Origin of the sequence: Pseudoalteromonas sp. TAE79 (genome assembly GCF_000498015.1) — a bacterium.
Taxonomy (GTDB): Bacteria; Pseudomonadota; Gammaproteobacteria; order Enterobacterales; family Alteromonadaceae; genus Pseudoalteromonas.
In genome coordinates this window covers 1-20,678 of the sequence record NZ_AUTL01000275.1, presented here as the reverse complement: position 1 = coordinate 20,678, position 20,678 = coordinate 1, and the positions used below count along the sequence as shown (strand labels likewise).

The 20,678-nt window shown below is 40.6% G+C and carries 25 protein-coding genes and 1 pseudogene; 22 read left to right on the top strand and 4 right to left on the bottom strand.

The window, feature by feature from the left end:
• Positions 1 to 459: 459 nt before the first annotated feature.
• From L655_RS01000000126090 to L655_RS01000000126075, 4 genes and pseudogenes are all read left to right on the top strand, one after another.
• On the top strand, positions 460 to 1,332 hold the full coding sequence (locus tag L655_RS01000000126090) for an ABC transporter ATP-binding protein (protein ID WP_241764542.1): 873 nt from the start codon (positions 460 to 462) through the stop codon (positions 1,330 to 1,332).
• Positions 1,333 to 1,341: 9 nt separating this feature from the next.
• Positions 1,342 to 4,862 (top strand): annotated as a pseudogene (locus L655_RS01000000126085) (M1 family aminopeptidase).
• Positions 4,863 to 5,057: 195 nt separating this feature from the next.
• Complete coding sequence (locus L655_RS01000000126080; protein WP_342626716.1) at positions 5,058 to 5,357, top strand: Bor family protein; 300 nt, start codon at positions 5,058 to 5,060, stop codon at positions 5,355 to 5,357.
• Positions 5,354 to 5,629 (top strand): hypothetical protein, encoded by a 276-nt coding sequence (locus L655_RS01000000126075; RefSeq protein ID WP_050582236.1) that lies wholly within the window; start codon positions 5,354 to 5,356, stop codon positions 5,627 to 5,629. Before L655_RS01000000126080 ends, L655_RS01000000126075 begins: the two co-directional genes overlap by 4 nt.
• Positions 5,630 to 5,743: 114 nt before the next feature.
• On the opposite strand, the gene L655_RS0122350 is transcribed toward L655_RS01000000126075, so the two are convergent.
• From L655_RS0122350 to L655_RS0122335, 4 genes are all read right to left on the bottom strand, one after another.
• Positions 5,744 to 6,430, bottom strand: a complete 687-nt coding sequence (locus L655_RS0122350; protein ID WP_024591363.1) for a TorF family putative porin — start codon at positions 6,428 to 6,430, stop codon at positions 5,744 to 5,746.
• Positions 6,431 to 6,708: 278 nt separating this feature from the next.
• Positions 6,709 to 7,872, bottom strand: coding sequence for a hypothetical protein (locus tag L655_RS0122345; protein ID WP_024606326.1), 1,164 nt, complete (start codon positions 7,870 to 7,872; stop codon positions 6,709 to 6,711).
• Positions 7,873 to 8,027: 155 nt separating this feature from the next.
• Positions 8,028 to 8,228 (bottom strand): helix-turn-helix transcriptional regulator, encoded by a 201-nt coding sequence (locus tag L655_RS0122340; protein ID WP_002959505.1) that lies wholly within the window; start codon positions 8,226 to 8,228, stop codon positions 8,028 to 8,030.
• 8 nt (positions 8,229 to 8,236) lie between these two features.
• On the bottom strand, positions 8,237 to 8,656 hold the full coding sequence (locus L655_RS0122335; protein ID WP_024606325.1) for a hypothetical protein: 420 nt from the start codon (positions 8,654 to 8,656) through the stop codon (positions 8,237 to 8,239).
• Between the two features lie 232 nt (positions 8,657 to 8,888).
• Here L655_RS0122335 and L655_RS0122330 point away from each other — a divergent pair, with 232 nt between their 5' ends.
• The 18 genes from L655_RS0122330 to rplQ all read left to right on the top strand — a co-directional run bounded on the left by L655_RS0122330 (position 8,889) and on the right by rplQ (position 19,608).
• Positions 8,889 to 10,859, top strand: a complete 1,971-nt coding sequence (locus L655_RS0122330; RefSeq protein WP_024606324.1) for an AsmA family protein — start codon at positions 8,889 to 8,891, stop codon at positions 10,857 to 10,859.
• A gap of 272 nt (positions 10,860 to 11,131) precedes the next feature.
• A complete protein-coding gene (rplN, locus tag L655_RS0122325) occupies positions 11,132 to 11,500 on the top strand; it encodes a 50S ribosomal protein L14 (protein ID WP_002959498.1) in 369 nt (122 codons plus the stop codon).
• A 10-nt stretch (positions 11,501 to 11,510) separates the two neighbouring features.
• Positions 11,511 to 11,825: a 50S ribosomal protein L24 gene (rplX, locus tag L655_RS0122320; protein ID WP_002959496.1), complete on the top strand. Its 315-nt coding sequence runs from the start codon at positions 11,511 to 11,513 to the stop codon at positions 11,823 to 11,825.
• A 16-nt stretch (positions 11,826 to 11,841) separates the two neighbouring features.
• Complete coding sequence (gene rplE, locus L655_RS0122315) at positions 11,842 to 12,381, top strand: 50S ribosomal protein L5 (protein ID WP_010554915.1); 540 nt, start codon at positions 11,842 to 11,844, stop codon at positions 12,379 to 12,381.
• 10 nt (positions 12,382 to 12,391) lie between these two features.
• Positions 12,392 to 12,697 (top strand): 30S ribosomal protein S14, encoded by a 306-nt coding sequence (rpsN, locus tag L655_RS0122310; protein ID WP_006794245.1) that lies wholly within the window; start codon positions 12,392 to 12,394, stop codon positions 12,695 to 12,697.
• Positions 12,698 to 12,718: 21 nt separating this feature from the next.
• A complete protein-coding gene (rpsH, locus tag L655_RS0122305) occupies positions 12,719 to 13,111 on the top strand; it encodes a 30S ribosomal protein S8 (RefSeq protein WP_002959491.1) in 393 nt (130 codons plus the stop codon).
• A gap of 13 nt (positions 13,112 to 13,124) precedes the next feature.
• Positions 13,125 to 13,658 (top strand): 50S ribosomal protein L6, encoded by a 534-nt coding sequence (gene rplF, locus L655_RS0122300; RefSeq protein WP_024606323.1) that lies wholly within the window; start codon positions 13,125 to 13,127, stop codon positions 13,656 to 13,658.
• A gap of 9 nt (positions 13,659 to 13,667) precedes the next feature.
• Positions 13,668 to 14,018 (top strand): 50S ribosomal protein L18, encoded by a 351-nt coding sequence (gene rplR / locus L655_RS0122295; RefSeq protein ID WP_002959486.1) that lies wholly within the window; start codon positions 13,668 to 13,670, stop codon positions 14,016 to 14,018.
• Positions 14,019 to 14,027: 9 nt separating this feature from the next.
• Positions 14,028 to 14,534: a 30S ribosomal protein S5 gene (gene rpsE / locus L655_RS0122290; protein WP_002959485.1), complete on the top strand. Its 507-nt coding sequence runs from the start codon at positions 14,028 to 14,030 to the stop codon at positions 14,532 to 14,534.
• Positions 14,535 to 14,536: 2 nt separating this feature from the next.
• Positions 14,537 to 14,719: a 50S ribosomal protein L30 gene (rpmD, locus tag L655_RS0122285; RefSeq protein WP_002959482.1), complete on the top strand. Its 183-nt coding sequence runs from the start codon at positions 14,537 to 14,539 to the stop codon at positions 14,717 to 14,719.
• A 4-nt stretch (positions 14,720 to 14,723) separates the two neighbouring features.
• Positions 14,724 to 15,158 carry a 50S ribosomal protein L15 gene (gene rplO, locus L655_RS0122280; RefSeq protein WP_002959480.1) on the top strand — a complete coding sequence of 145 codons (435 nt, stop codon included), beginning with the start codon at positions 14,724 to 14,726 and terminating at the stop codon, positions 15,156 to 15,158.
• 10 nt (positions 15,159 to 15,168) lie between these two features.
• Positions 15,169 to 16,497 (top strand): preprotein translocase subunit SecY, encoded by a 1,329-nt coding sequence (secY, locus tag L655_RS0122275; RefSeq protein WP_002959478.1) that lies wholly within the window; start codon positions 15,169 to 15,171, stop codon positions 16,495 to 16,497.
• 22 nt (positions 16,498 to 16,519) lie between these two features.
• Positions 16,520 to 16,633, top strand: coding sequence for a 50S ribosomal protein L36 (gene rpmJ / locus L655_RS0122270; protein WP_002959476.1), 114 nt, complete (start codon positions 16,520 to 16,522; stop codon positions 16,631 to 16,633).
• Between the two features lie 125 nt (positions 16,634 to 16,758).
• Positions 16,759 to 17,115, top strand: a complete 357-nt coding sequence (gene rpsM, locus L655_RS0122265) for a 30S ribosomal protein S13 (RefSeq protein WP_002959473.1) — start codon at positions 16,759 to 16,761, stop codon at positions 17,113 to 17,115.
• A gap of 12 nt (positions 17,116 to 17,127) precedes the next feature.
• Positions 17,128 to 17,514, top strand: a complete 387-nt coding sequence (gene rpsK / locus L655_RS0122260; protein ID WP_002959471.1) for a 30S ribosomal protein S11 — start codon at positions 17,128 to 17,130, stop codon at positions 17,512 to 17,514.
• Between the two features lie 21 nt (positions 17,515 to 17,535).
• Positions 17,536 to 18,156: a 30S ribosomal protein S4 gene (rpsD, locus tag L655_RS0122255; RefSeq protein ID WP_002959461.1), complete on the top strand. Its 621-nt coding sequence runs from the start codon at positions 17,536 to 17,538 to the stop codon at positions 18,154 to 18,156.
• Positions 18,157 to 18,180: 24 nt separating this feature from the next.
• On the top strand, positions 18,181 to 19,167 hold the full coding sequence (rpoA, locus tag L655_RS0122250) for a DNA-directed RNA polymerase subunit alpha (protein ID WP_002959452.1): 987 nt from the start codon (positions 18,181 to 18,183) through the stop codon (positions 19,165 to 19,167).
• A gap of 39 nt (positions 19,168 to 19,206) precedes the next feature.
• On the top strand, positions 19,207 to 19,608 hold the full coding sequence (rplQ, locus tag L655_RS0122245; RefSeq protein WP_002959450.1) for a 50S ribosomal protein L17: 402 nt from the start codon (positions 19,207 to 19,209) through the stop codon (positions 19,606 to 19,608).
• Positions 19,609 to 20,678: the final 1,070 nt, after the last annotated feature.

The window sequence follows — 20,678 nt, the reverse complement described above, 5'->3', positions numbered from 1 at the left end:
CAAGAGGCTCGGCAATTGATGCTCAACCAAAATGTCGATGCAGGAACCGCAAGCGCGTTTGTGGGTTATGAAAGTCCTTCTCAATTCAATCGGGAGTACCACCGCTTATTCGGCGCACCGCCCCGAAAAGATGTAAAACAACTGAGGCAGGCGGGTGTTATGCGCTAGGTTGTGACGGTAAAGTTTCGACCGAATTTCAACCAGATTTTCCGTTGATATAATAGCCTTTGGTTCCGAGTGCCAATTTATGAATCAACCAGATATTCCGGTTACCCCTTATAAAAAGTATATGTGGTTTTTATACCGAGTGAATACAGTGCAGGCAAGTGTTATGAGTTTAAATTATGTTTATTTATTGTTACAAATTTAACCAGCAAGTAACTTATGTTCCTATTTTCCTTGTGGTATAAAACATTATAAAAATAATTACTCATATTCAAGGAAGTAAAAATGCTATAAATAACAGGGTTATCTAAAACCTACGATAATGGCGTACATGCACTACAAGGTGTTGATTTATCTATCGGCAAAGGGATGTTTGGATTACTTGGGCCAAATGGCGCAGGTAAATCATCGCTAATGCGTACCATTGCAACACTGCAGTCGGCTGATTCGGGTTCAATCACTTTTGATGGTATTGATGTTTTTAAAGACCCACAGGCTCTGCGCCAACGTTTGGGTTATCTACCGCAAGATTTTGGTGTGTACCCGCGTGTTAGTGCTTACGACTTACTGGACCATATGGCTGTTTTAAAGGGAATCCATAATAAAGCAGAGCGTAAAGAGTCGGTTGAAGGATTACTTGCACATACTAATTTATATCAACATCGCTCAAAAGCGGTAAGTGGCTTTTCGGGCGGTATGCGCCAGCGTTTTGGTATTGCACAAGCCTTACTAGGTGACCCCGACTTACTTATCGTTGATGAACCAACAGCGGGGCTAGATCCTGAAGAGCGTAATCGTTTTCATAACTTGTTAGTAAGCTTAGGCGAGCAAAAAGTCGTTATATTATCGACCCACATTGTTGAAGATGTAGCAGAGCTTTGCCCAAACATGGCGGTGCTGGCAGGCGGTAAAATACTATTAGAGGGCAATCCAATTGCCCTTACCGATAAACTCCAAGGCCAAATTTGGCGCAAAGCCATGAGCCAAGAAGAAGCGCTAGAGCTTGAACCGCAGCTGCCTGTTATTTCAAAACGCTTATTTGCTGGGCAAACCATATTACATGTATTAGCCAATGAAGCCCCTGAAGGTTTTGAGCTCAGCAGTGCAAACCTAGAAGATGTGTATTTTTCTACGTTGCTTAATCATCGTAACAGCCAAGTAGCATAAGGGGGCGCTATGTTTTTTAATATGCTCGCGTTTGAGCTGCGCTATTTTATGCGTCAGCCTTCGTTTTATGTGACCTCATTAATATTCTTTTTTATGGCGTTTTTTATAAGCTCCAGTAGTAAGTTTCCGTTAGGTGGGGCTAATGTTCATATGAACTCGCCTTATACCATTATGGTTTTAACGGTTACCTTTTGTACGCTTGCTATGTTTTTAGTGGTTAACTTTGTTGCAAGCTCAGCGATTCGCAACAGCGAGACCAAAATGGATGAGCTGGTGTTTAGTAAGCCCGTTAACCCGCTTGCTTATCAATCAGGACGTTTTTTTGGTGCTTACTTGGTTGTGCTAGTTGTTTTTTTAACTGTGCCATTAGGCGTATTTTTGGGATCTCAATTTGGCTTGTTGGTTGGCTGGCTCGATAGCGAGCTAGTAGGCCCCAATAAGTTTATATATTACGCAGCGCCTTTTTTATATTTAGCAGTGCCAAGCTTATTGGTCCTCAGTGCTATTTTTAATAGTGTGGCGGTCTATTTTAAAACCATGATGGCGGTATATGTAACGGCCGTGGTGGTTTATATAACCTACCAATTGGCGAGTATCTATTTTGATGATTTAGCGTTTAGAAATATTGTTGTTTACGCAGACCCATTTGGCACAGGGTCGTTAATTGACTTAACCCGTTACTGGACTGTAAGTGATAAAAATACTGAAGTGTTAACGCTTTCGGGCGATTTTTTAATTAACCGTATTTTATGGGTAGCAATAAGTTTAGCGATGTTTTTTGGCCTTGGAAAGCTAAGCAACCGCATAGTAATTAAAAAACAGAAGAAGCAATTTAAAGTTTCTGCTTTTGTACAAAACAAACAAGCAGCACTTATTAGCAGCGCTAAAAATTACAAGTCAAAAGGGGTAAATACGAAATCGCAATTAGTAATGCGCAGCTTATTTGAACTTAAGCAAGTTATATTAAGTGCCCCTTTTATGATTTTAGCGGGTGTCAGTATTACTATGTTACTCGCACCACTTTTTGCACCTATTGGCGCATATGGCACAACGGATTGGCCGCTCACACAAAACATGGTGGGCATTATTCAAAACTCCTCCGCTTTGTTTATGTTTATCATTATTGCTTATTACAGCGCAGAGCTGGTTTGGCGAGAACGCCAAAGTGGTATGGGTGATATTGTTGACAGTTTCCCGGTGCATAACAGTGTGTTTTGGGTATCTAAAATTATTGCGTTAATCACTGCAGTTTGTGGCCTTTATTTAGTAGGCATGATGTTTACCATTGCAGTGCAGCTATTTAAGGGGCAATTTAACCTAGAGCTTGGTCAGTACTTATTTAGGTTGGGTTACCTTACATTACTGCCTTTTATTATGATGGCTATATTGGCGTTCTTTTTACAAATAATTAGCCCTAATAAATACATAGGTATGGGTTTATTTATTTTGTATTACATTGCTCAAATGGTAATGGGTGCTTACGGGTTTGAGCATCATATGTATCATTTTTCGCAAAGCAGTAGCGTACCGTATTCAGATATAAACGGTTATGGACATTTTTTACAAGGCGCGCATTGGTATACCCTATATTGGGGGGCATTGAGTGTGTTTTTAGCTATTGTAGGGTTTGCTTTATGGCATCGCGGCCCGTCGCAAACATTGCGTACTCGTTTATCTTTAGTACGTTACAACATGTCTTTAAAAGGCCAGATTGCAGCCGTTATAAGTTTATTGGTATTTGTGGGCGCGGGTTATAACATTTATTACAACACCCGTGTAATCAACGAGTTTGTAACAAGTGATGATAGCGAAGCGCTACAAGTAAGGTATGAGCAAGAGTTTTCACAATACAAAGACTTGCCACTGCCTATAATAACTGATGTTGATTTAAACATTGATATTTATCCTAAAAAGCGTGCTTTAAATGCCGTGGCTAAAATTAAGTTTACCAATACCGCAAACGAGCCNCGGGCGGAAAAATAGTAGAGCGTTTAACCGATTTTGGCATGGTATGGTTTGAGTTTGAACAACCGCTAATGCCTAATGAAGTACGCGAAGGTGAGCTTTCTGTTTCTCGTGAACACGACGGTTTTGTTGATAGAAGATCTGATACTCAACTCGTGCACAACGGGACATTTGTAAATAATGGAGAATTATTACCAAATTTTGGTTATCAAAAGTATTTTCAAATTGCCGATAAATATGAGCGCCGCAAGCACGATTTACCCGAACTTGAGCGCGCACATAAACTAGAAGACAGCCGCTATTATACGCAAAATGAGTTTGGGCCTGCTAATGGATTTATAAACTACAAGGCAACCGTAACCACCGATGAGTCACAATTTGCGATTACTCCAGGTTACTTAAAAGATGAGAGTGTAAAAGATGGACGCCGCACCTTTGTTTATGAAATGGATGCTCCAATTATAAACTTTTACTCTGTGCTTTCGGCAGAGCTTGAAAGTAAAAAGGTTGAGCATAATGGGGTAAATATTGAGGTGTACTACCACAAAGATCATGCATGGAATGTTGACCGCATGATTGAGTCAGTTCAAGACTCAATAGATTACTACACGCAAGCCTTTGGCCCGTATCAGCATAGACAGCTTCGTATTATTGAGTTTCCTAAGTATCGCTCGTTTGCGCAAAGTTTTGCCAATACGGTACCTTACTCAGAAAGTATGGGCTTTATTACAGACTTAAGAGATGAGAGTAAAGTTGACTACCCTTACTATGTAACCGCACATGAAGTTGCTCACCAATGGTGGGGGCATCAAGTATCGGGGGCTAATGTAGAGGGCAGTGCCGTTATTTCTGAATCGCTCTCCCAATACAGTGCGCTTATGGTGCTAAAAAAACGCTTTGGCGCAGAGAAGCTTCGTAAATTCTTAAAGTACGAGTTAGATAAATACTTAATGGGCCGTACTGGCGAAGCCTTTGAAGAAATGCCACTATATAAAACGCAGGCTCAACAATACCTTCATTACAATAAAGGCTCAGTTGCGATGATGGCGATTTATGATCGTTTAGGTGAAGTACGCTTAAATGCAGCACTTAAAGCGTTTTTGAATGAGTTTAAATATCAATCAACGCCATATCCAACCACACTTGATTTACTTAGTTATTTAAAGCGAGATGCAACACAAGCTGAACAACGTTTTATTGATGATCAGTTTAAATATATAACGCTTTATGAGCTTGAAATGAAAGAAGTGTCGGTTACAGATGATGTTGATGGCGAAGGTTTTTATACAGTAACACTGAGCGTTGAAGCAACTAAGCAGCATGCCGATGGACAAGGTGAAGAAACTGAGCAGCCGCTCGATGAGCTAATTGATATTGCATTGTTTAGCGACGACCCTGAAAACTTACTCGCTGAAGACTTTGTTATTTACTCGAAAAAGCATCAAATAGTATCTGGTACCAATACTATTGAGCTAAAAGTAAAAGAAAAACCATTATTTGCGGGGGTTGATCCTTACATTAAGCTGGTCGATAAAGACAGTAAAAACAACTTAGCTAAGTTTTAAAGTCTATTTATTTACTAAGGACTTAAACTGACTACTTTAAAGGCCGCATTTATGCGGCCTTTATGTGTAATAAACTGTATAAAACTTCATAGCGTTTCTACATATTCCCCACAGCTTTTTACGCTAATATTTTATGTTCTCTTATAAAGTTACCTTACTGGTATTTAGTTTATAAGGAAGAGTATGAAACCATAAATCATAGGGGCGATAGCATTAAGCCTCAGTGCTTGTTCTGCGGTAACCATTCAGCCACGGGCAACAGCAAAAATAACGAGCCAAGCTAATTACGAAGATAGCCGTCCATTTTATTTATGGGGATTAGTGGGTGAGCAGCGGGTAGACGTAAAACAAATATGTTCAAATACACCGGTTATTCAAATGCAGTCACAGCAAACGTTTAGTGATGGAGCGCTGAGTTTAATTACGCTTGGAATATACTCGCCTCATACCATTAAAGTGTGGTGCCAAGAGCAAGTACTAGGGGAGACATTATGAGCATCAAGCTATTTGCAGCCGGTTGCACACTGATTATTTTAACGGGGTGTACAAATATTTACTTTGATAACGGTATGCAGAGCAAAGTAAGCAATAAGACGCTAAAAAGTTCACAGTGGCATCATAATTTTGCACTTGCGTTGTACGAGGGATCAGAGCCGTTAGATTTAACAAAACATTGCCCACAAGGGGAGTGGCAAAGCGTTCATACGTATAAATCGTTTACTAATGGTTTAGCTGAGGTGGTTGTGAATCAAATTGGCCCAGCTTGATACCCTAAAACAGTAGAAGTACAATGTAATAAGGTACCATTTAAAGCAAAACAGCTATAAAACAAGAAAAGGGCCAAAAGGCCCTTCGTGTCGCAGCAAGTAACACATTCTTTCTTATAAATTAAAGTCTACAGAATAAGCAACGTAAGCTTTAATATCTGAGTCATCCATGTCTGTATCAGATAAACCAAAAGTGAACCCATCTTTCGAAATTGATACACCGTAATCTAAGATATTATCATCGCCAATAAAGTCACCTGAGTAGTGGCCTAAGTGAAGTGCCATTTCAGTGCCGTTACTGCCAACAGCAAAACCGTAGTCAGCTGTCAGGTAAAGTGAATCACCAAAGTCTGTACCATCACCACTTGCAGCTGATGTTGCAAGTACTGAAGCACCAAATGTAAAGCCTTCAACACTGATGCTACCGTAAATTTCAGAGAAATCGGCGTCAGCTTCAGAAGCGGCATCTGGGTAAGCGTAATAAATATAGCCAACATCGTAGCTAACGCTTTCGTTAATGTCGCCACCAAAGCCTGCATATAAATCAAGCTCATAGGTCATTTCATCTGCCCACGATGCATTTGAAGCCCAAGTACCTGCATAAAAGCCCGATTCATTGGCGTAATCAATACCGCCTGAAATAGCTGCATCGCCCCCAGTTTGCTCTTGACCACGCCATAAGTAGTTTGATGTTGCCGCTGCGTTTGCTGTTACTTCAGCATGTACGGCTGTTGACGTTAAAGATGTTGCGCCCATTAATGCTATAGCACTTATAGCGATGGTTTTTTTTAGTTTTAGCATGTCCATTTCCCGTTATATGATTTTTTGCTCGCCAAGGTTTTTATTATGTATTCGGAACCTTTAGGCTGACGGCTTTTTATTGTTTAACTAACGGGATAATTGCACTGTATGTGCCAGCTTCATTATTTTTTATTAAAAATTATTTTTTATATATTAAAAACATGAGCTTGCATTTTATAGATTGAGAAGAGATATGGCATGTAGGAAGACGTTGCGCACACTGCTGGTGCATAAATTAACCTAGCCGCACCATATAAGTACGGCTAAATTAGAAGTTTTTAGCCAAATATAGTGCGCATAAGGCTAATTGTTTCGTTTACACTACGACCTTTTTGAACTTCACTCACAATTGAATCGCGCTTACTGCGAATGTGCTCAGGAATATCGTCAGCAGCAAGTGCGCGGTCTACTAAAATTTCTGCAGACTCTTTACCTCTACGCTGAGTTTTACCTGTCGTAGTTGTAGTGCGTTTAGGCTTACTTAACAGTTTGATGTAGTTAGAGTTATCTGGTGTTTTAGCATCAGCATAGTGAAAGAAACATGGGATTAGCGCTTTAATAGCAACTAATTGTTCTTCTAACTCATTACTAGGTTTAGCCATTTTGTACCATGACATAGCTTGAATACCTTTTACAATATCTTGCCAGTAACGCTCAAAATCACTATTTTTAAGTTTAGAAACACCAAGGGCACCGCATAATGCATCTAACCGATTGTTTGTGATCGGAGTAAATATATCAGGGCGACGCATTGCAAGCAGTCGTGTTGCAGGCGCAAGTGTTGGTTTTTCGTTGTTGTCGGTAAATATTTTTGAATAAGCAGCAACAAATTGTTGATACTCATATTGAGTAATATCACCTTCAAGTGGAATATTCACTAGTGCATCGTCAAAAGCACCTGGTAAATCACCAAGCATTTGATGGAAGCTCTTTGCACTCTTTGTAGATGCAAACCATTCAACGTCAAAGTTGTATGTGCTTGGATCAAGTGATGCCATGTGCTTACCGCTAAACGCAAGTAAGTCTTCAGGAATCATATCTTTAAGAGATTGTTCACGAATGCTTTTAATGTAGTCTACTAAGCGAAGCTGTTCATCAAGAGCAATAACGTCTTTGTGTTGTTCTACAAATACACTTACTACAGGCCACGGAGCAATACGTAAAGTTTTAACCTGTAAAAAGCTGATAGCTGAAATAAGCTGATCGTGTAGCTTCTTAAGTACTGGTAATTGCTGCGGCTCTAGTAAATCGTAGTTCATACGATCTCTGCTTGCACTTAGCAATTCGTAACACCAAGGTAAAAAATCATCAGGGTGGTTTTCTACTTTCACGGCCATAAGGTTAAGGCTTAATTCTGAAGATTGCTTCAGAATGTTCTGATAGATTTGATTTTCTTGTTCGCCTAGCGTCATTTTTGACGGTGAAATTAGCAGTTTTTTCATGCCTTGTAGAATCTCCGGTTTAGATATATATTTTTTTGCTGGTCTATTTTAGCGCAATTACGTTAATAACAACAGCGCTGTCCTCCATACGTTGTAATTGAAGTAGCTAAATCGGTGTTTTTGCTAATAGAATGAGACTAACGCTTTAACATGTATCAATCATTTTTATCTAGTACAAAGAGACTTTCAACTGAGGTATTAAAATGCTTTGCTATTTTTAGAGCAATTATTACCGAAGGGGTAAATCGTGCCGTTTCTACTGTACTAATAGTCTTACGTGAAACCGCAATTAGATCAGCCAAGTCTTGTTGAGAAAGGCCTGCTTCTTTGCGGTATTTTGCAATTTTATTTTGCACTTTTGCTCCTAATTTTTGCTTTGCCAAAGAATTGATACGCCGTATATTAAACTCATTACAGCAAGGTAAAATGTAGCCATCATGCTGTGAGATACTTCTAAAGCAAGAGTATCGGAGAGTAAGTACACGCCACCCATACTAAAAAGTAAGCCAAGCACGACATGTTTATAGGCAATAGTGTCGATGGTATTTAAATACTCATCTTTATATGTAAGGTGGTATTTCATTCTCCATGTAAACCCGCCTCTGATCACAAACATAAAGAATGAACCTAAAAAAGCAGCAGTTCCTAAAAACAATAGTGGGGCTGATGTTTGATTAAGCATTGGGTAAACACTAATGATTAATAAAGTGACCCCCATGAATAATGAAAACCATGCATTTTGGCCCATAAATTTTTCTTCACTTTTGATATCGTAATTAGACATAGCTCATTTCCTTTTAAAATTTTTACAATATGCAACCTTAAGGTATCAATGTAACCTTAAGGTTTCATCGGGTCAATATTTATTTGTAACCTAAAGGTATCAAAATGTTTCAGGGGCGATTCAGGATGGGAATGTAATATCTAATAAAAAGCTTTTTTATCAGAACGACAATGATTTTAAGGCTAACACTCGCTATGATAAGAACATTATTTGCACGTTTGAAAGGACGATCATGAAAACCTTACTTAAAATTGTAGGTGTAATACTTTTACTATGTATAGCACTAATTGTTGCCGCACCGTTTTTAATCCCTACTGATACTATTTTTAACAAAGTTTCAGAACAGGTAGAACAAACAACTGGGCGCACTCTTACTATTAAAGGTGATAAAACACTTAGCGTATTCCCTGCATTAAAGTTAGAACTTAACGACGTGCATTTTGCAAATATGGAATCAGGTTCGCGCGCCGATATGGCGAGTATGAAACAGCTTGCTGTACACATACCTTGGTTTTCATTATTTGGTGGTGAGTTTAAATTAGATAAGTTTGTTATAAACGAACCAAATATCCTATTAGAAACCGACAAAAATGGTAAAGCCAATTGGCAGTTGTTTGATGCAGTTGCAGAGCAACCAAAAGAGCAGAGCCAACCAGGTGAAGCGATAAAGCTTCCAGATAACTTTGATATTGAGTTAGGTGAGGTTGCTATTTATGGCGGCACATTCACTTATCTAGATGGTCAAACAGGTGCCAAACAACAAATTAGCGATTTAGAACTCGCTATTTTACTTCCTTCACTTCGTAAAACATTAGAAGTAAAAGGAGGTATTACTTATATGCAAGAGCGTTTTGATCTTGATATAAAATTAGATACTCCTGCTAAAGCAATTGAAGGTGCTACTTTTAATGTTAAACAAACCTTAGATTCTCGTTTAGTTGATTTAACGTTCGAAGGGAGCATAGCTAAGCAAGGTCAAGATATTAAAGGTCAGTTAGCACTAAGCGGTGAGTCTGTTAAAAGTATTGCGAAATGGCAAGGTGTAGAGCTAGACGCTAAAGACAATGCTTTTAACGGATTTAGTGTAAACGGTAAAATGCACCTACTAGGTGAGAAATTTAATTTAGAAGATTTAGTTGCGACGTTAGACGCATTAGAAATAAAAGGTAAGAGCGAGCTTAACCTAGGTAAGCGTTTAGCAGTAAATGCTGATATTGATTTAGGTATGCTTGACTTAAACCCATATCTACCTGAAGCAGTGGCAAAACAAGAAGAGCCAGAAGAGCAAGAAGATAAACCTGCAGAGCCAGTAGTATGGGATGACACTAAGATTGATTTACGTGCATTAAATTCACTAGATGCAAATGTAGTGATTCGTTCAAGTGGATTAAAAGCAAATGATATTAAATTAGGCGCAAATCAATTTACTGTTGCTTTAAAAAATAGCGTTGCAAAACTAAGCCTAGATAGCTTTTCTGCTTATGAAGGGTCAGGTAAAGGCGTTATCAATGTAAACGCACAGCAAGTACCTTATAAAATATCAACTAACTTTGACTTAGCTGGAATAGATGCACAGCCTTTATTAACGGATGCGGCAGGTTTTGACAAGCTAATGGGTAAGGGGTCTTTAAATTGGAACCTAAACACAACTGGCCAAAGTCAAAAGTCGTTTATTGGTGCGCTTAATGGAAAGCTTGGATTTGAGTTTGCTGATGGAGCTGTAAAAGGTGCAAATATAGCTGAGATGGTTCGTAAAGGTAAGGAACTCATTTCAGGTAACTTTGGTGCTGCATCTGAAGGGCTTGATACCGGATTTGAAGAATCTGAGCAAACAGATTTTTCAGCATTAACTGGAAGTTTTAACTTTACTAATGGCGTTGGCAAAAATACCGACCTATCACTTATCAGCCCACTTATTAGAATATCAGGTGAAGGCGACGTTGATTTACCGCAAACAACGGTCAACTATCGTTTGGTTACAGGTATAGTTGGATCTATCGAAGGTCAGGGAACTACCGATGACAGCACTGGCTTTAAAATACCACTACGCATAAAAGGGCCTTTCCACGATGTAGGTATAAAGCTAGATGTTGGTGATGCGCTCAAAGATGAAGCTAAGCAGAAGGTCGATGAGGCAAAAGAAAAAGCCAAAGACAAAGCAAAAGATAAAATTAAAGATAAATTAAAAGGTTTATTTGGTTAATTTATTATACTTTAAACAAACAAGGCACATTACAGGTGCCTTGTTTGTTTTGTAACCACCTGTAAAATAGCTACATAGCCGTAATTACTCAGCTTTAATTTCCCATCACTCCAAATTAATTAAAAAATAACCTATCGCTACCCCCTCAATGCTGGTACAATTGCCCGCCCTTAAGAGACAACTCGTTTGTTTTTGAGTGGGATTTAATCGAAATGTCTTGATTTTAAACAAATTTAAGACACGTTGTAATTACTACACCGGAGGTCATTAACATGATCCAAATGCAAACTCAGCTGGAAGTTGCTGATAACAGCGGCGCTCGCAAAGTGCAGTGTATAAAAGTCCTTGGTGGTTCTCACCGTCGCTACGCAGCGATTGGCGACATCATTAAAGTTTCTGTAAAAGAAGCTATTCCTCGCGGTAAAGTGAAGAAAGGTGATGTTAAAAACGCGGTAGTTGTGCGTACCAGAAAAGGTGTTCGCCGTCCAGATGGTTCTTTGATCCGTTTTGACAGCAACGCTGCTGTTATCTTAAATGATAACTTACAGCCAATTGGTACACGTATTTTCGGCCCTGTGACTCGCGAACTTCGTAATGATAAGTTCATGAAAATCGTTTCACTAGCCCCAGAAGTACTGTAAGGAGCCAATCATGGCAGCAAAAATACGTCGTGATGACGAAGTAATCGTACTAGCAGGTAAAGACAAAGGTAAGCGCGGAAAAGTGCTTTCAGTTGTTACTGAATCTGGTCGAATCTTTGTCGAAGGCATAAACTTGATCAAGAAACACCAAAAGCCGGTTCCACAATTGAACCAAGCTGGCGGCATTGTTGAGAAAGAAGCATCTATGGATGCATCAAACGTTGCGATCTTCAACTCGGAAACGAGTAAAGCTGATCGTGTAGGTTTCAAGATTGAAGATGGTAAGAAATTACGTATCTTTAAATCTACTGGTAAAACTATCTAATAGTTGGAGTAGAATGATGGCGAAACTGCATGAAGTATATAAAGACAAAGTAGTTGCTGAACTTCAAGAGAAGTTTGGTTTCAGCTCTGTCATGCAAGTCCCTCAGATCGAAAAGATCACATTGAATATGGGCGTGGGCGAAGCCCTAGCTGACAAGAAGATTTTAGATAACGCAGTAGCGGATCTAGCAGCAATCTCTGGTCAGAAACCTTTAATCACTAAAGCACGCAAATCTGTTGCTGGCTTTAAAGTGCGTGAAGGCTACCCGATTGGTTGTAAAGTAACCCTACGCGGCGAGCGTATGTGGGACTTTTTTGAGCGTTTGGTATCAATCGCTATCCCACGTATTCGTGACTTCCGTGGCGTAAGTGCAAAGTCTTTTGATGGACGTGGCAACTACAGCATGGGCGTACGTGAACAAATCATCTTCCCAGAAATCGATTACGATAAAGTAGACCGTGTACGCGGTATGGATATTACTATCACTACTTCTGCGAAATCTGATGAGGAAGGCCGTGCGTTGTTAGAAGCGTTTAACTTCCCATTTAAGAAATAAGGGTAGGGTTATGGCAAAGAATTCTATGAAAGCGCGTGAAGCAAAGCGCACAAAACTAGTTGCTCAGTACGCTGAAAAGCGCGCTGCACTAAAAGCTATCATCAGTGATGTTAACACATCTGAAGATGATCGTTGGGACGCGGTACTTAAGCTACAAGCTTTACCACGTGATTCTAGCCCTGCACGTCAACGTAATCGTTGTAACATTACGGGCCGCCCACATGGTTTCCTTCGCAAATTCGGCATGAGCCGTATTAAAGTTCGCGAAGCAGCTATGCGCGGTGAAATTCCTGGCCTTAAAAAGGCTAGCTGGTAATAGAATCATGGGAGTAAGACTATGAGCTTGCAAGATCCTATCGCGGATTTGTTCACACGAATTCGTAACGGTCAATCAGCGAAGAAAGTATCTGTAACGATGCCAACTTCAAAGCTGAAAGTAGCATTAGCTAAAGTACTAAAAGACGAAGGTTATATCGTAGATTTCGCTGTTAACGGCGAAACTAAACCTGAGCTTTCTATCGAGTTGAAGTACTTCGAAGGCAAAGCTGTAATTGAAAATATCCAGCGTGTAAGTCGCCCTGGTTTACGTATCTATAAGAAACGTGACCAATTACCTAAGGTAATGGGTGGTCTTGGTATCGCTATCGTATCAACTTCTAAAGGCCTAATGACAGACCGCGCAGCACGTAGTGCTGGTGTTGGTGGTGAAATCATTGGTTTTGTAGCTTAATCGGAGGGGAACTATGTCTCGCATAGCAAAGGCACCAATTACTGTTCCTGCCGGTGTAGAAGTTACATTAAAAGGCCAGGAAATCACAGTTAAAGGCAAAAACGGTGAACTTACTCGTACAATCAACAACGCTGTTGAAGTACAAGTAAATGAAAACGTTATTACTACTTTACCTCGTGATGGCGTAGCTAATGCATGGGCTCAAGCAGGTACTGCTCGCGCTCTAATCAACAACATGGTTGTTGGTACGCATGAAGGTTACGAGAAGAAACTTCAGTTAGTAGGCGTGGGTTACCGTGCTGCAGCGAAGGGTAAAACATTAGATTTAACTCTTGGCTTCTCACACCCAGTTAATTTCGCAGTTCCTGAAGGAATTACGATTGAAACTCCAAGCCAAACAGAAGTTCTAGTTAAGGGCGTAGACAAGCAGTTAGTTGGTCAAACAGCTGCTAACATTCGTGCATACCGTAAACCTGAGCCTTATAAAGGTAAGGGTGTTCGTTATTCAGATGAGAATGTACGCCGTAAAGAGGCTAAGAAGAAGTAAGGTAAGACGATGGATAAAAAAACAGCTCGTCTACGTCGTGCTAAACGCACTCGTAGAAATTATATTGAACAAGGCACAACGCGTCTTGTTATCCACCGCACGCCACGTCACATATACGCTCAAGTTGTAAATGCTGAGGGTAATGTACTGGCTGCTGCTTCTACTGTTGAAAAGGCTATTAGCGAAACAGTTAAAGGCACCGGTAACGTTGAAGCTGCGCAAGCAGTTGGCAAAGCGGTTGCTGAACGTGCGGCTGACAAAGGCATCGAAAAGATTGCTTTTGATCGCAGTGGCTTTAAATATCACGGCCGTGTGAAGGCGCTAGCTGATGCTGCGCGTGAAGCCGGTTTGCAATTCTAGGAGTAGACTATGGCTAACGTAGAAGCAAAGCAACAACAGCCTGATCTAGCTGAAAAGCTAATCGCGGTGAACCGTGTGTCTAAAGTAGTTAAAGGTGGTCGTATCTTTAGCTTTACTGCACTAACTGTAGTTGGTGACGGCGCAGGTAAAGTAGGTTTTGGTTATGGTAAAGCACGTGAAGTTCCAGCTGCTATTCAAAAAGCAATGGAAAAAGCACGTCGCAACATGATCAATGTAGACCTAAATGGCAATACATTACAGCATCCTGTTAAGGGACGTCATGCTGGCTCACTAGTGTTCATGAAACCAGCCTCTGAAGGTACTGGTATCATCGCAGGTGGTGCTATGCGTGCAGTACTAGAAGTGACTGGTGTTCAGAACGTACTTTCTAAATGTTACGGTTCTACTAACCCAATCAACGTAGTACGTGCAACGATTTCGGCTCTTGAGAATATGAATTCTCCACAGTCAATCGCTGCAAAACGTGGCCTTCGCGTAGACGAAATACTGGGGTAACCATGGCAAATCAAACTGTAAAAGTAACACAAGTAAAAAGCTCTATCGGTCGTTTACCGAAACATAAAGCTACATTACGCGGTCTTGGTTTACGTCGTATCAACCACACTGTTGAGTTAGAAGACACAGCATGTGTACGTGGTATGATAAACAAGGTTTCTTACATGGTTAAGGTAGAGGGTTAATTCGATGCATTTGAATACACTTTCACCTGCTGCAGGTTCAAAAACTGCTCCAAAACGTGTTGGTCGTGGTATCGGTTCTGGTCTAGGTAAGACTGGTGGTCGTGGTCACAAAGGTCAAAAATCACGTTCTGGCGGCAAAGTACGCGTTGGTTTTGAAGGCGGTCAAATGCCTATGCAACGTCGTCTACCTAAATTTGGTTTTACTTCTCGCAAATCTTTAGTATCTGCAGAAATAAACCTTTTTGAAATCGCTAAAGTTGAAGGCGATGTGGTAGACCTAAGCGCGTTACAAGCAGCTGGTCTAGTTAAAAAGAACGTTCTTTTCGTTAAAGTTGTTAAATCTGGCGAAGTTTCACGCGCTGTTACCGTTAAAGGCCTTAAAGCCTCTAAAGGTGCTCGCGAAGCTATTGAAGCTGCCGGAGGCAAGGTAGAAGACTAAGGAAGTACTAATGGCTAAACCAGGTCAAGATACAAAAAGTGCACAAGGTGGACTTTCGGAATTGAAGCGCCGATTACTCTTCGTATTGGGTGCTATCATAATTTACCGTCTAGGTTCATTTGTGCCGATCCCTGGGATTGACGCCGCTGTACTTGCCGATTTCTTCGAGCAACAAAAGGGCACCATTGTTGAAATGTTCAATATGTTCAGTGGTGGTGCACTTGAGCGAGCTTCAGTGTTAGCACTGGGTATTATGCCGTATATCTCGGCTTCGATTATTACGCAACTATTAACGCATATGTATCCTCCGTTTATAGAGCTTAAGAAAGAAGGTGAGCAAGGGCGTAAAAAAATTAGCCAGTACACACGCTATGGCACGCTTGTGCTAGCTACTATTCAATCAATCGGTATTGCTACTAGCTTACCGGGCATGATGGAGGGGTTAGTTGTTAACCCTGGTATGGGTTTCTATTTCACCGCTGTGGTGAGTTTAGTTACTGGTACTATGTTCCTTATGTGGTTGGGTGAACAAATAACAGAGCGTGGTATCGGTAACGGTATCTCTGTTCTAATATTTGTTGGTATTGTAGCTAACTTGCCGTCTGCTATTGGTTCGACAGTCGAAATGGCGCGCCAAGGTGATTTGAATGTTTTTGTACTGTTGATGGTTGCGGTAATCGTATTCGCTGTTACTTATCTTGTAGTGTTTTTCGAACGTGGACAACGTCGTATTGTTGTTAACTACGCTAAACGCCAACAAGGTCGTCAAGTATTTGCTGCCCAAAGCACGCATTTACCACTAAAAGTAAATATGGCGGGTGTTATTCCACCAATCTTCGCTAGCAGTATAATTCTGTTCCCTGGTACAATTGCTAGCTGGTTCGGCCAAGGTGAAGGTCCAGTCGCTGATGTATTACAAGCTGTTGCTACTACGTTGACTCCAGGTCAACCGTTGTACTCGCTTGTTTTAGCTGCGGCTATTATCTTCTTCTGCTTTTTCTACACAGCGTTGGTTTTTAACCCACGTGAAACAGCAGATAACCTTAAGAAATCTGGCGCATTTATCCCAGGTATTCGTCCAGGTGAGCAGACATCTAAATACATTGATAAAGTGATGACACGCCTGACATTGGCAGGTGCTTTGTATATAACCTTTATCTGTCTGGTGCCTGAATTCATGACGATGGCGTGGCAAACGCCATTCTACTTCGGCGGTACATCAGTTTTGATTATCGTTGTAGTAATCATGGACTTTATGGCACAAGTACAGACTCACCTGATGTCTCATCAGTATGATTCTGTGCTGAAAAAAGCGAACCTTAAAGGCTACGGTCGATAAGGTCAGTTTACGGAGTTGAGCAATGAAAGTACGTGCTTCCGTTAAGAAAATATGCCGTAACTGTAAAGTTATTAAACGTGCTGGTGTAGTACGCGTAATTTGCAGTGAGCCTAAGCATAAGCAAAGGCAAGGCTAAGTAAACAGTCGTGCAGGCTGAGTTTTCTCGGCCTGTGTTTTTAGTAGTGATTTGGTCTTCGTTTGAGTATCCTTACGGGCTTTTCAAACTTTTGATTACCAAATTCGAATATAGGAGATGTGTTAGTGGCCCGTATTGCTGGCATTAACGTCCCTGATCATAAACATGCAGTTATTGGTTTAACAGCTATTTATGGCATAGGTAAGACTCGCTCTAAGGCTATCTTAGAAGCGACTGGTATCGCCGAAACCACAAAAATCGGTGAACTTTCAGACGAAATTCTTGACGTACTGCGTGATGCAGTTGGCAAGTACACTGTTGAAGGTGATCTTCGTCGTGAAGTTACTTTAAATATCAAGCGCCTAATGGACCTTGGTTGTTATCGTGGCCTACGTCACCGTCGCTCTTTACCACTACGTGGTCAAAGAACTAAGACTAACGCGCGCACCCGTAAGGGTCCTCGTAAGCCTATTAAGCGATAAGGGGATAGTATTATGGCTAAGACACCAATTCGTCGTAAAAAGGTTAAAAAACAAGTTGCTGATGGTATGGCTCATGTTCATGCGTCTTTCAACAACACTATTGTAACGATTACCGACCGTCAAGGTAATGCACTATCATGGGCTACTGCCGGTGGTTCAGGTTTCCGTGGTTCACGTAAATCTACACCATTTGCTGCTCAGGTTGCTGCAGAGCGTGCAGGTACTGCTGCTCAAGAATATGGTTTAAAAAATCTAGAAGTTTTCATTAAAGGTCCAGGTCCAGGTCGTGAGTCTGCTGTACGTGCTTTGAATGCTGCTGGTTACCGTATTACCAACATTACTGACGTGACGCCAATACCACATAATGGTTGTCGTCCACCGAAGAAACGTCGCGTTTAACAATAGGTTAGGAGAAATAACATGGCAAGATATTTGGGCCCTAAGCTCAAGCTGAGTCGTCGTGAAGGTACTGACCTGTTCCTTAAGAGCGGCGTAAGAGCTATCGACTCTAAGTGTAAACTTGAGACTGCACCTGGTCAGCACGGCGCTCGTAAAGGTCGCTTATCTGATTACGGTTTACAATTACGTGAAAAGCAAAAAGTACGTCGTATCTACGGTGTATTAGAAAAGCAATTCCGTAACTACTACAAAGAAGCTGCTCGCCTTAAAGGCAACACAGGTGAAAACTTGTTACAGCTTTTAGAGCAACGTTTAGACAATGTTGTATATCGCATGGGTTTTGCTAGCACACGTGCAGAAGCACGTCAGTTAGTAAGCCATAAAGCGATTTTAGTTAATGGTCGTGTTGTGAACATTCCTTCATACGTAATTACTCCAGAAGATACTGTTGTAATCCGTGAGAAGTCTAAGACGCAAGCACGTATCATCGCTGCTCTAGAGTTGGCTGAGCAACGTGAAAAGCCGACTTGGGTTGAAGTTGACGGTAAGAAATTGGAAGGCAGCTTTAAGCGTCTACCTGAGCGTTCAGACCTGTCTGCGGACATTAATGAACAACTAATCGTCGAACTTTACTCTAAGTAAAGTTAAGAGTTAAGAGAGGATAAAATGCAGGGTTCTGTTACAGAATTTCTAAAACCAAGGTTAGTCGACATCGACGCTATCAACCCAACGCGTTCTAAAATAGTTTTAGAACCATTAGAGCGTGGTTTTGGCCATACTCTGGGTAATGCTTTACGCCGTATATTACTTTCATCTATGCCTGGATGTGCAGTAACTGAAGTTGAAATCGACGGTGTATTACATGAGTACAGCGCGAAAGAAGGCGTTCAAGAAGACATCATTGAAATACTATTAAACCTTAAAGGTTTAGCAGTAACGTTAGAAGGCAAAGATGAAGTTTTTCTGACCCTGACTAAATCTGGTGTAGGCCCTGTTACTGCGGCTGATATTCAGCACGATGGCGATGTAACAATTGCTAATCCAGATCACGTTATTTGTAATTTAACTACAAATAACAGCGAGATCAGCATGCGTATTCGTGTTGAACGTGGTCGTGGTTATGTGCCGGCATCTAGTCGTTTATCCTCTGATGACGATGAGCGTCCAATTGGTAGATTGTTGCTTGATGCATCATTTAGCCCAGTTGAACGTATTGCGTACTCGGTTGAATCAGCTCGAGTTGAGCAACGTACAGATTTAGACAAGTTAATCATTGATATGGAAACAAACGGCACTTTAGATCCAGAAGAAGCGATCCGCCGTGCGTCTACTATCTTAGCTGAGCAATTAGATGCATTCGTAGATTTACGTGATGTAACTGAGCCAGAAGAGAAAGAAGAGAAGCCAGAATTCGATCCTATTCTACTTCGTCCAGTTGATGATCTTGAATTAACAGTACGCTCAGCAAATTGTTTGAAAGCCGAGCAAATTCAATATATCGGTGATTTAGTTCAGCGCACTGAAGTTGAGCTTCTTAAAACGCCTAATCTAGGTAAGAAGTCTCTAACTGAAATTAAAGACGTGCTAGCTTCACGTGGACTTTCTCTAGGTATGCGCCTAGAAAATTGGCCACCTGCAAGCTTAGCTGAATAATCTAAATCACTATATTAGTTTAGTTAGAAGGATAGGGTCATGCGCCATCGTAAGAGTGGTCGTCAATTAAACCGTAACAGTAGCCATCGTAAAGCGATGTTTAGCAATATGGCAGGTTCTTTGGTGAAACATGAAATCATCAAAACTACTTTGCCAAAAGCGAAAGAGTTACGTCGTGTAATTGAACCTTTAATCACACTGGCTAAGACTGACAGTGTAGCAAATCGCCGTTTAGCGTTTGCTCGCACGCGTGATAATGAAGTTGTTGGTAAATTATTCAGTGAAATCGGTCCACGTAACGCGGATCGTCCAGGTGGTTACACTCGTATTCTTAAGTGTGGCTTCCGTACTGGTGATAATGCACCAATGGCTTATATTGAACTAGTTGGTCGCCCAGCGACTAGCGAAGCAGTTCAAGAAGACGCACAGTCTGCAGAGTAAGTCTTAAAGAAACCTAAAAGCCGAGCTTATGCTCGGCTTTTTCTTGCCTAAAATTTATCAAACTATATGAACCAGTAATTATCTTCTATTATGTGCATCGGCTCATAGATTCTGAATCGATAGGTTGTTTTGACTGCTGTTTTAATAACTTAGCCTAGTTATCTTTACTTACCATTCATCCAAAATAGCCTATCCGGTTTTAGTTAAAGAGTATTTTCACTTTATATAGTGATTTACAGTTATTAATAATAGCACTTCGAATTTAACTACCATTAAGCAATCCCTAACGAAGTTTTTAGTGATTAGAGCTGCTCAGAAGATATATGGGGTCGCTCTCTTATCTATATACCGATACTAAGAACCTCATAGTAAAGCTAACCATTGGGGCCTTAGTAAACTCACTTCTCAAATAAAAATATAGCCCAATGAATTTAAATCTCGGCTTTTGACTATTTCAAATGATTTTAGTAACACGACTCTTAACTTATTGGTTGGCTTTTTCAGCATTGATGATCCAAATATGTCTCTACTGATCACTAGTTACCATAACTTTGACTTTAAATAGCTCTTTAAACCCCTCAATACAGGAGGTTTAGTTGTGTTTTTGAGCGTTTAGCTCAAATACTCAGCGAACAGCACATTATTTCAAGTTTTCTTCAAAAAAGGGTTGATCTGTTTTCGGATCTCCCTATAATGCGACCCCACTGAGACGGGAAACAGCAACGCATAGCGAGGCACGAACAACTCAGGGTGTTAAGTAAAACTTAGATTGAATCTTTTTAGAAAGTTTAAATTTAAGTGTTGACAAAAAAATAGGAAAGCGTAATATGCGCAGCCCTAGCGAGATAAAGTTCAGCTTTATAATCGCAACGTTCTTTAACAATATAAAGCAATCATCTGTGTGGGCACTCGTACAGATTGAGTTCTAACAGCCAAGCTGCTTAGGTAGCGAGGCAAACAAATTAGAGTCTCAATTGAAACTGAGTGACCATATGTTATTAAAAGATTCAGCCTTGAGCTGTTTTGATTTTACTTTTTTAAAAGTGAAAATAATAACGCACAGTCAATTC

Bases quoted from the DNA above. Each gene is read 5' to 3' on its own strand.
- L655_RS01000000126075 (WP_050582236.1), top strand. From the start codon at position 5,354: ATGAGCATCAAGCTATTTGCAGCCGGTTGCACACTGATTATTTTAACG.
- L655_RS0122350 (WP_024591363.1), bottom strand. From the start codon at position 6,430: ATGCTAAAACTAAAAAAAACCATCGCTATAAGTGCTATAGCATTAATG.
- L655_RS0122345 (WP_024606326.1), bottom strand. From the start codon at position 7,872: ATGAAAAAACTGCTAATTTCACCGTCAAAAATGACGCTAGGCGAACAA.
- L655_RS0122335 (WP_024606325.1), bottom strand. From the start codon at position 8,656: ATGTCTAATTACGATATCAAAAGTGAAGAAAAATTTATGGGCCAAAAT.
- L655_RS0122330 (WP_024606324.1), top strand. From the start codon at position 8,889: ATGAAAACCTTACTTAAAATTGTAGGTGTAATACTTTTACTATGTATA.
- rplN (WP_002959498.1), top strand. From the start codon at position 11,132: ATGATCCAAATGCAAACTCAGCTGGAAGTTGCTGATAACAGCGGCGCT.
- rplX (WP_002959496.1), top strand. From the start codon at position 11,511: ATGGCAGCAAAAATACGTCGTGATGACGAAGTAATCGTACTAGCAGGT.
- rplE (WP_010554915.1), top strand. From the start codon at position 11,842: ATGGCGAAACTGCATGAAGTATATAAAGACAAAGTAGTTGCTGAACTT.
- rpsN (WP_006794245.1), top strand. From the start codon at position 12,392: ATGGCAAAGAATTCTATGAAAGCGCGTGAAGCAAAGCGCACAAAACTA.
- rpsH (WP_002959491.1), top strand. From the start codon at position 12,719: ATGAGCTTGCAAGATCCTATCGCGGATTTGTTCACACGAATTCGTAAC.
- rplF (WP_024606323.1), top strand. From the start codon at position 13,125: ATGTCTCGCATAGCAAAGGCACCAATTACTGTTCCTGCCGGTGTAGAA.
- rplR (WP_002959486.1), top strand. From the start codon at position 13,668: ATGGATAAAAAAACAGCTCGTCTACGTCGTGCTAAACGCACTCGTAGA.
- rpsE (WP_002959485.1), top strand. From the start codon at position 14,028: ATGGCTAACGTAGAAGCAAAGCAACAACAGCCTGATCTAGCTGAAAAG.
- rpmD (WP_002959482.1), top strand. From the start codon at position 14,537: ATGGCAAATCAAACTGTAAAAGTAACACAAGTAAAAAGCTCTATCGGT.
- rplO (WP_002959480.1), top strand. From the start codon at position 14,724: ATGCATTTGAATACACTTTCACCTGCTGCAGGTTCAAAAACTGCTCCA.
- secY (WP_002959478.1), top strand. From the start codon at position 15,169: ATGGCTAAACCAGGTCAAGATACAAAAAGTGCACAAGGTGGACTTTCG.
- rpmJ (WP_002959476.1), top strand. From the start codon at position 16,520: ATGAAAGTACGTGCTTCCGTTAAGAAAATATGCCGTAACTGTAAAGTT.
- rpsK (WP_002959471.1), top strand. From the start codon at position 17,128: ATGGCTAAGACACCAATTCGTCGTAAAAAGGTTAAAAAACAAGTTGCT.
- rpsD (WP_002959461.1), top strand. From the start codon at position 17,536: ATGGCAAGATATTTGGGCCCTAAGCTCAAGCTGAGTCGTCGTGAAGGT.
- rpoA (WP_002959452.1), top strand. From the start codon at position 18,181: ATGCAGGGTTCTGTTACAGAATTTCTAAAACCAAGGTTAGTCGACATC.
- rplQ (WP_002959450.1), top strand. From the start codon at position 19,207: ATGCGCCATCGTAAGAGTGGTCGTCAATTAAACCGTAACAGTAGCCAT.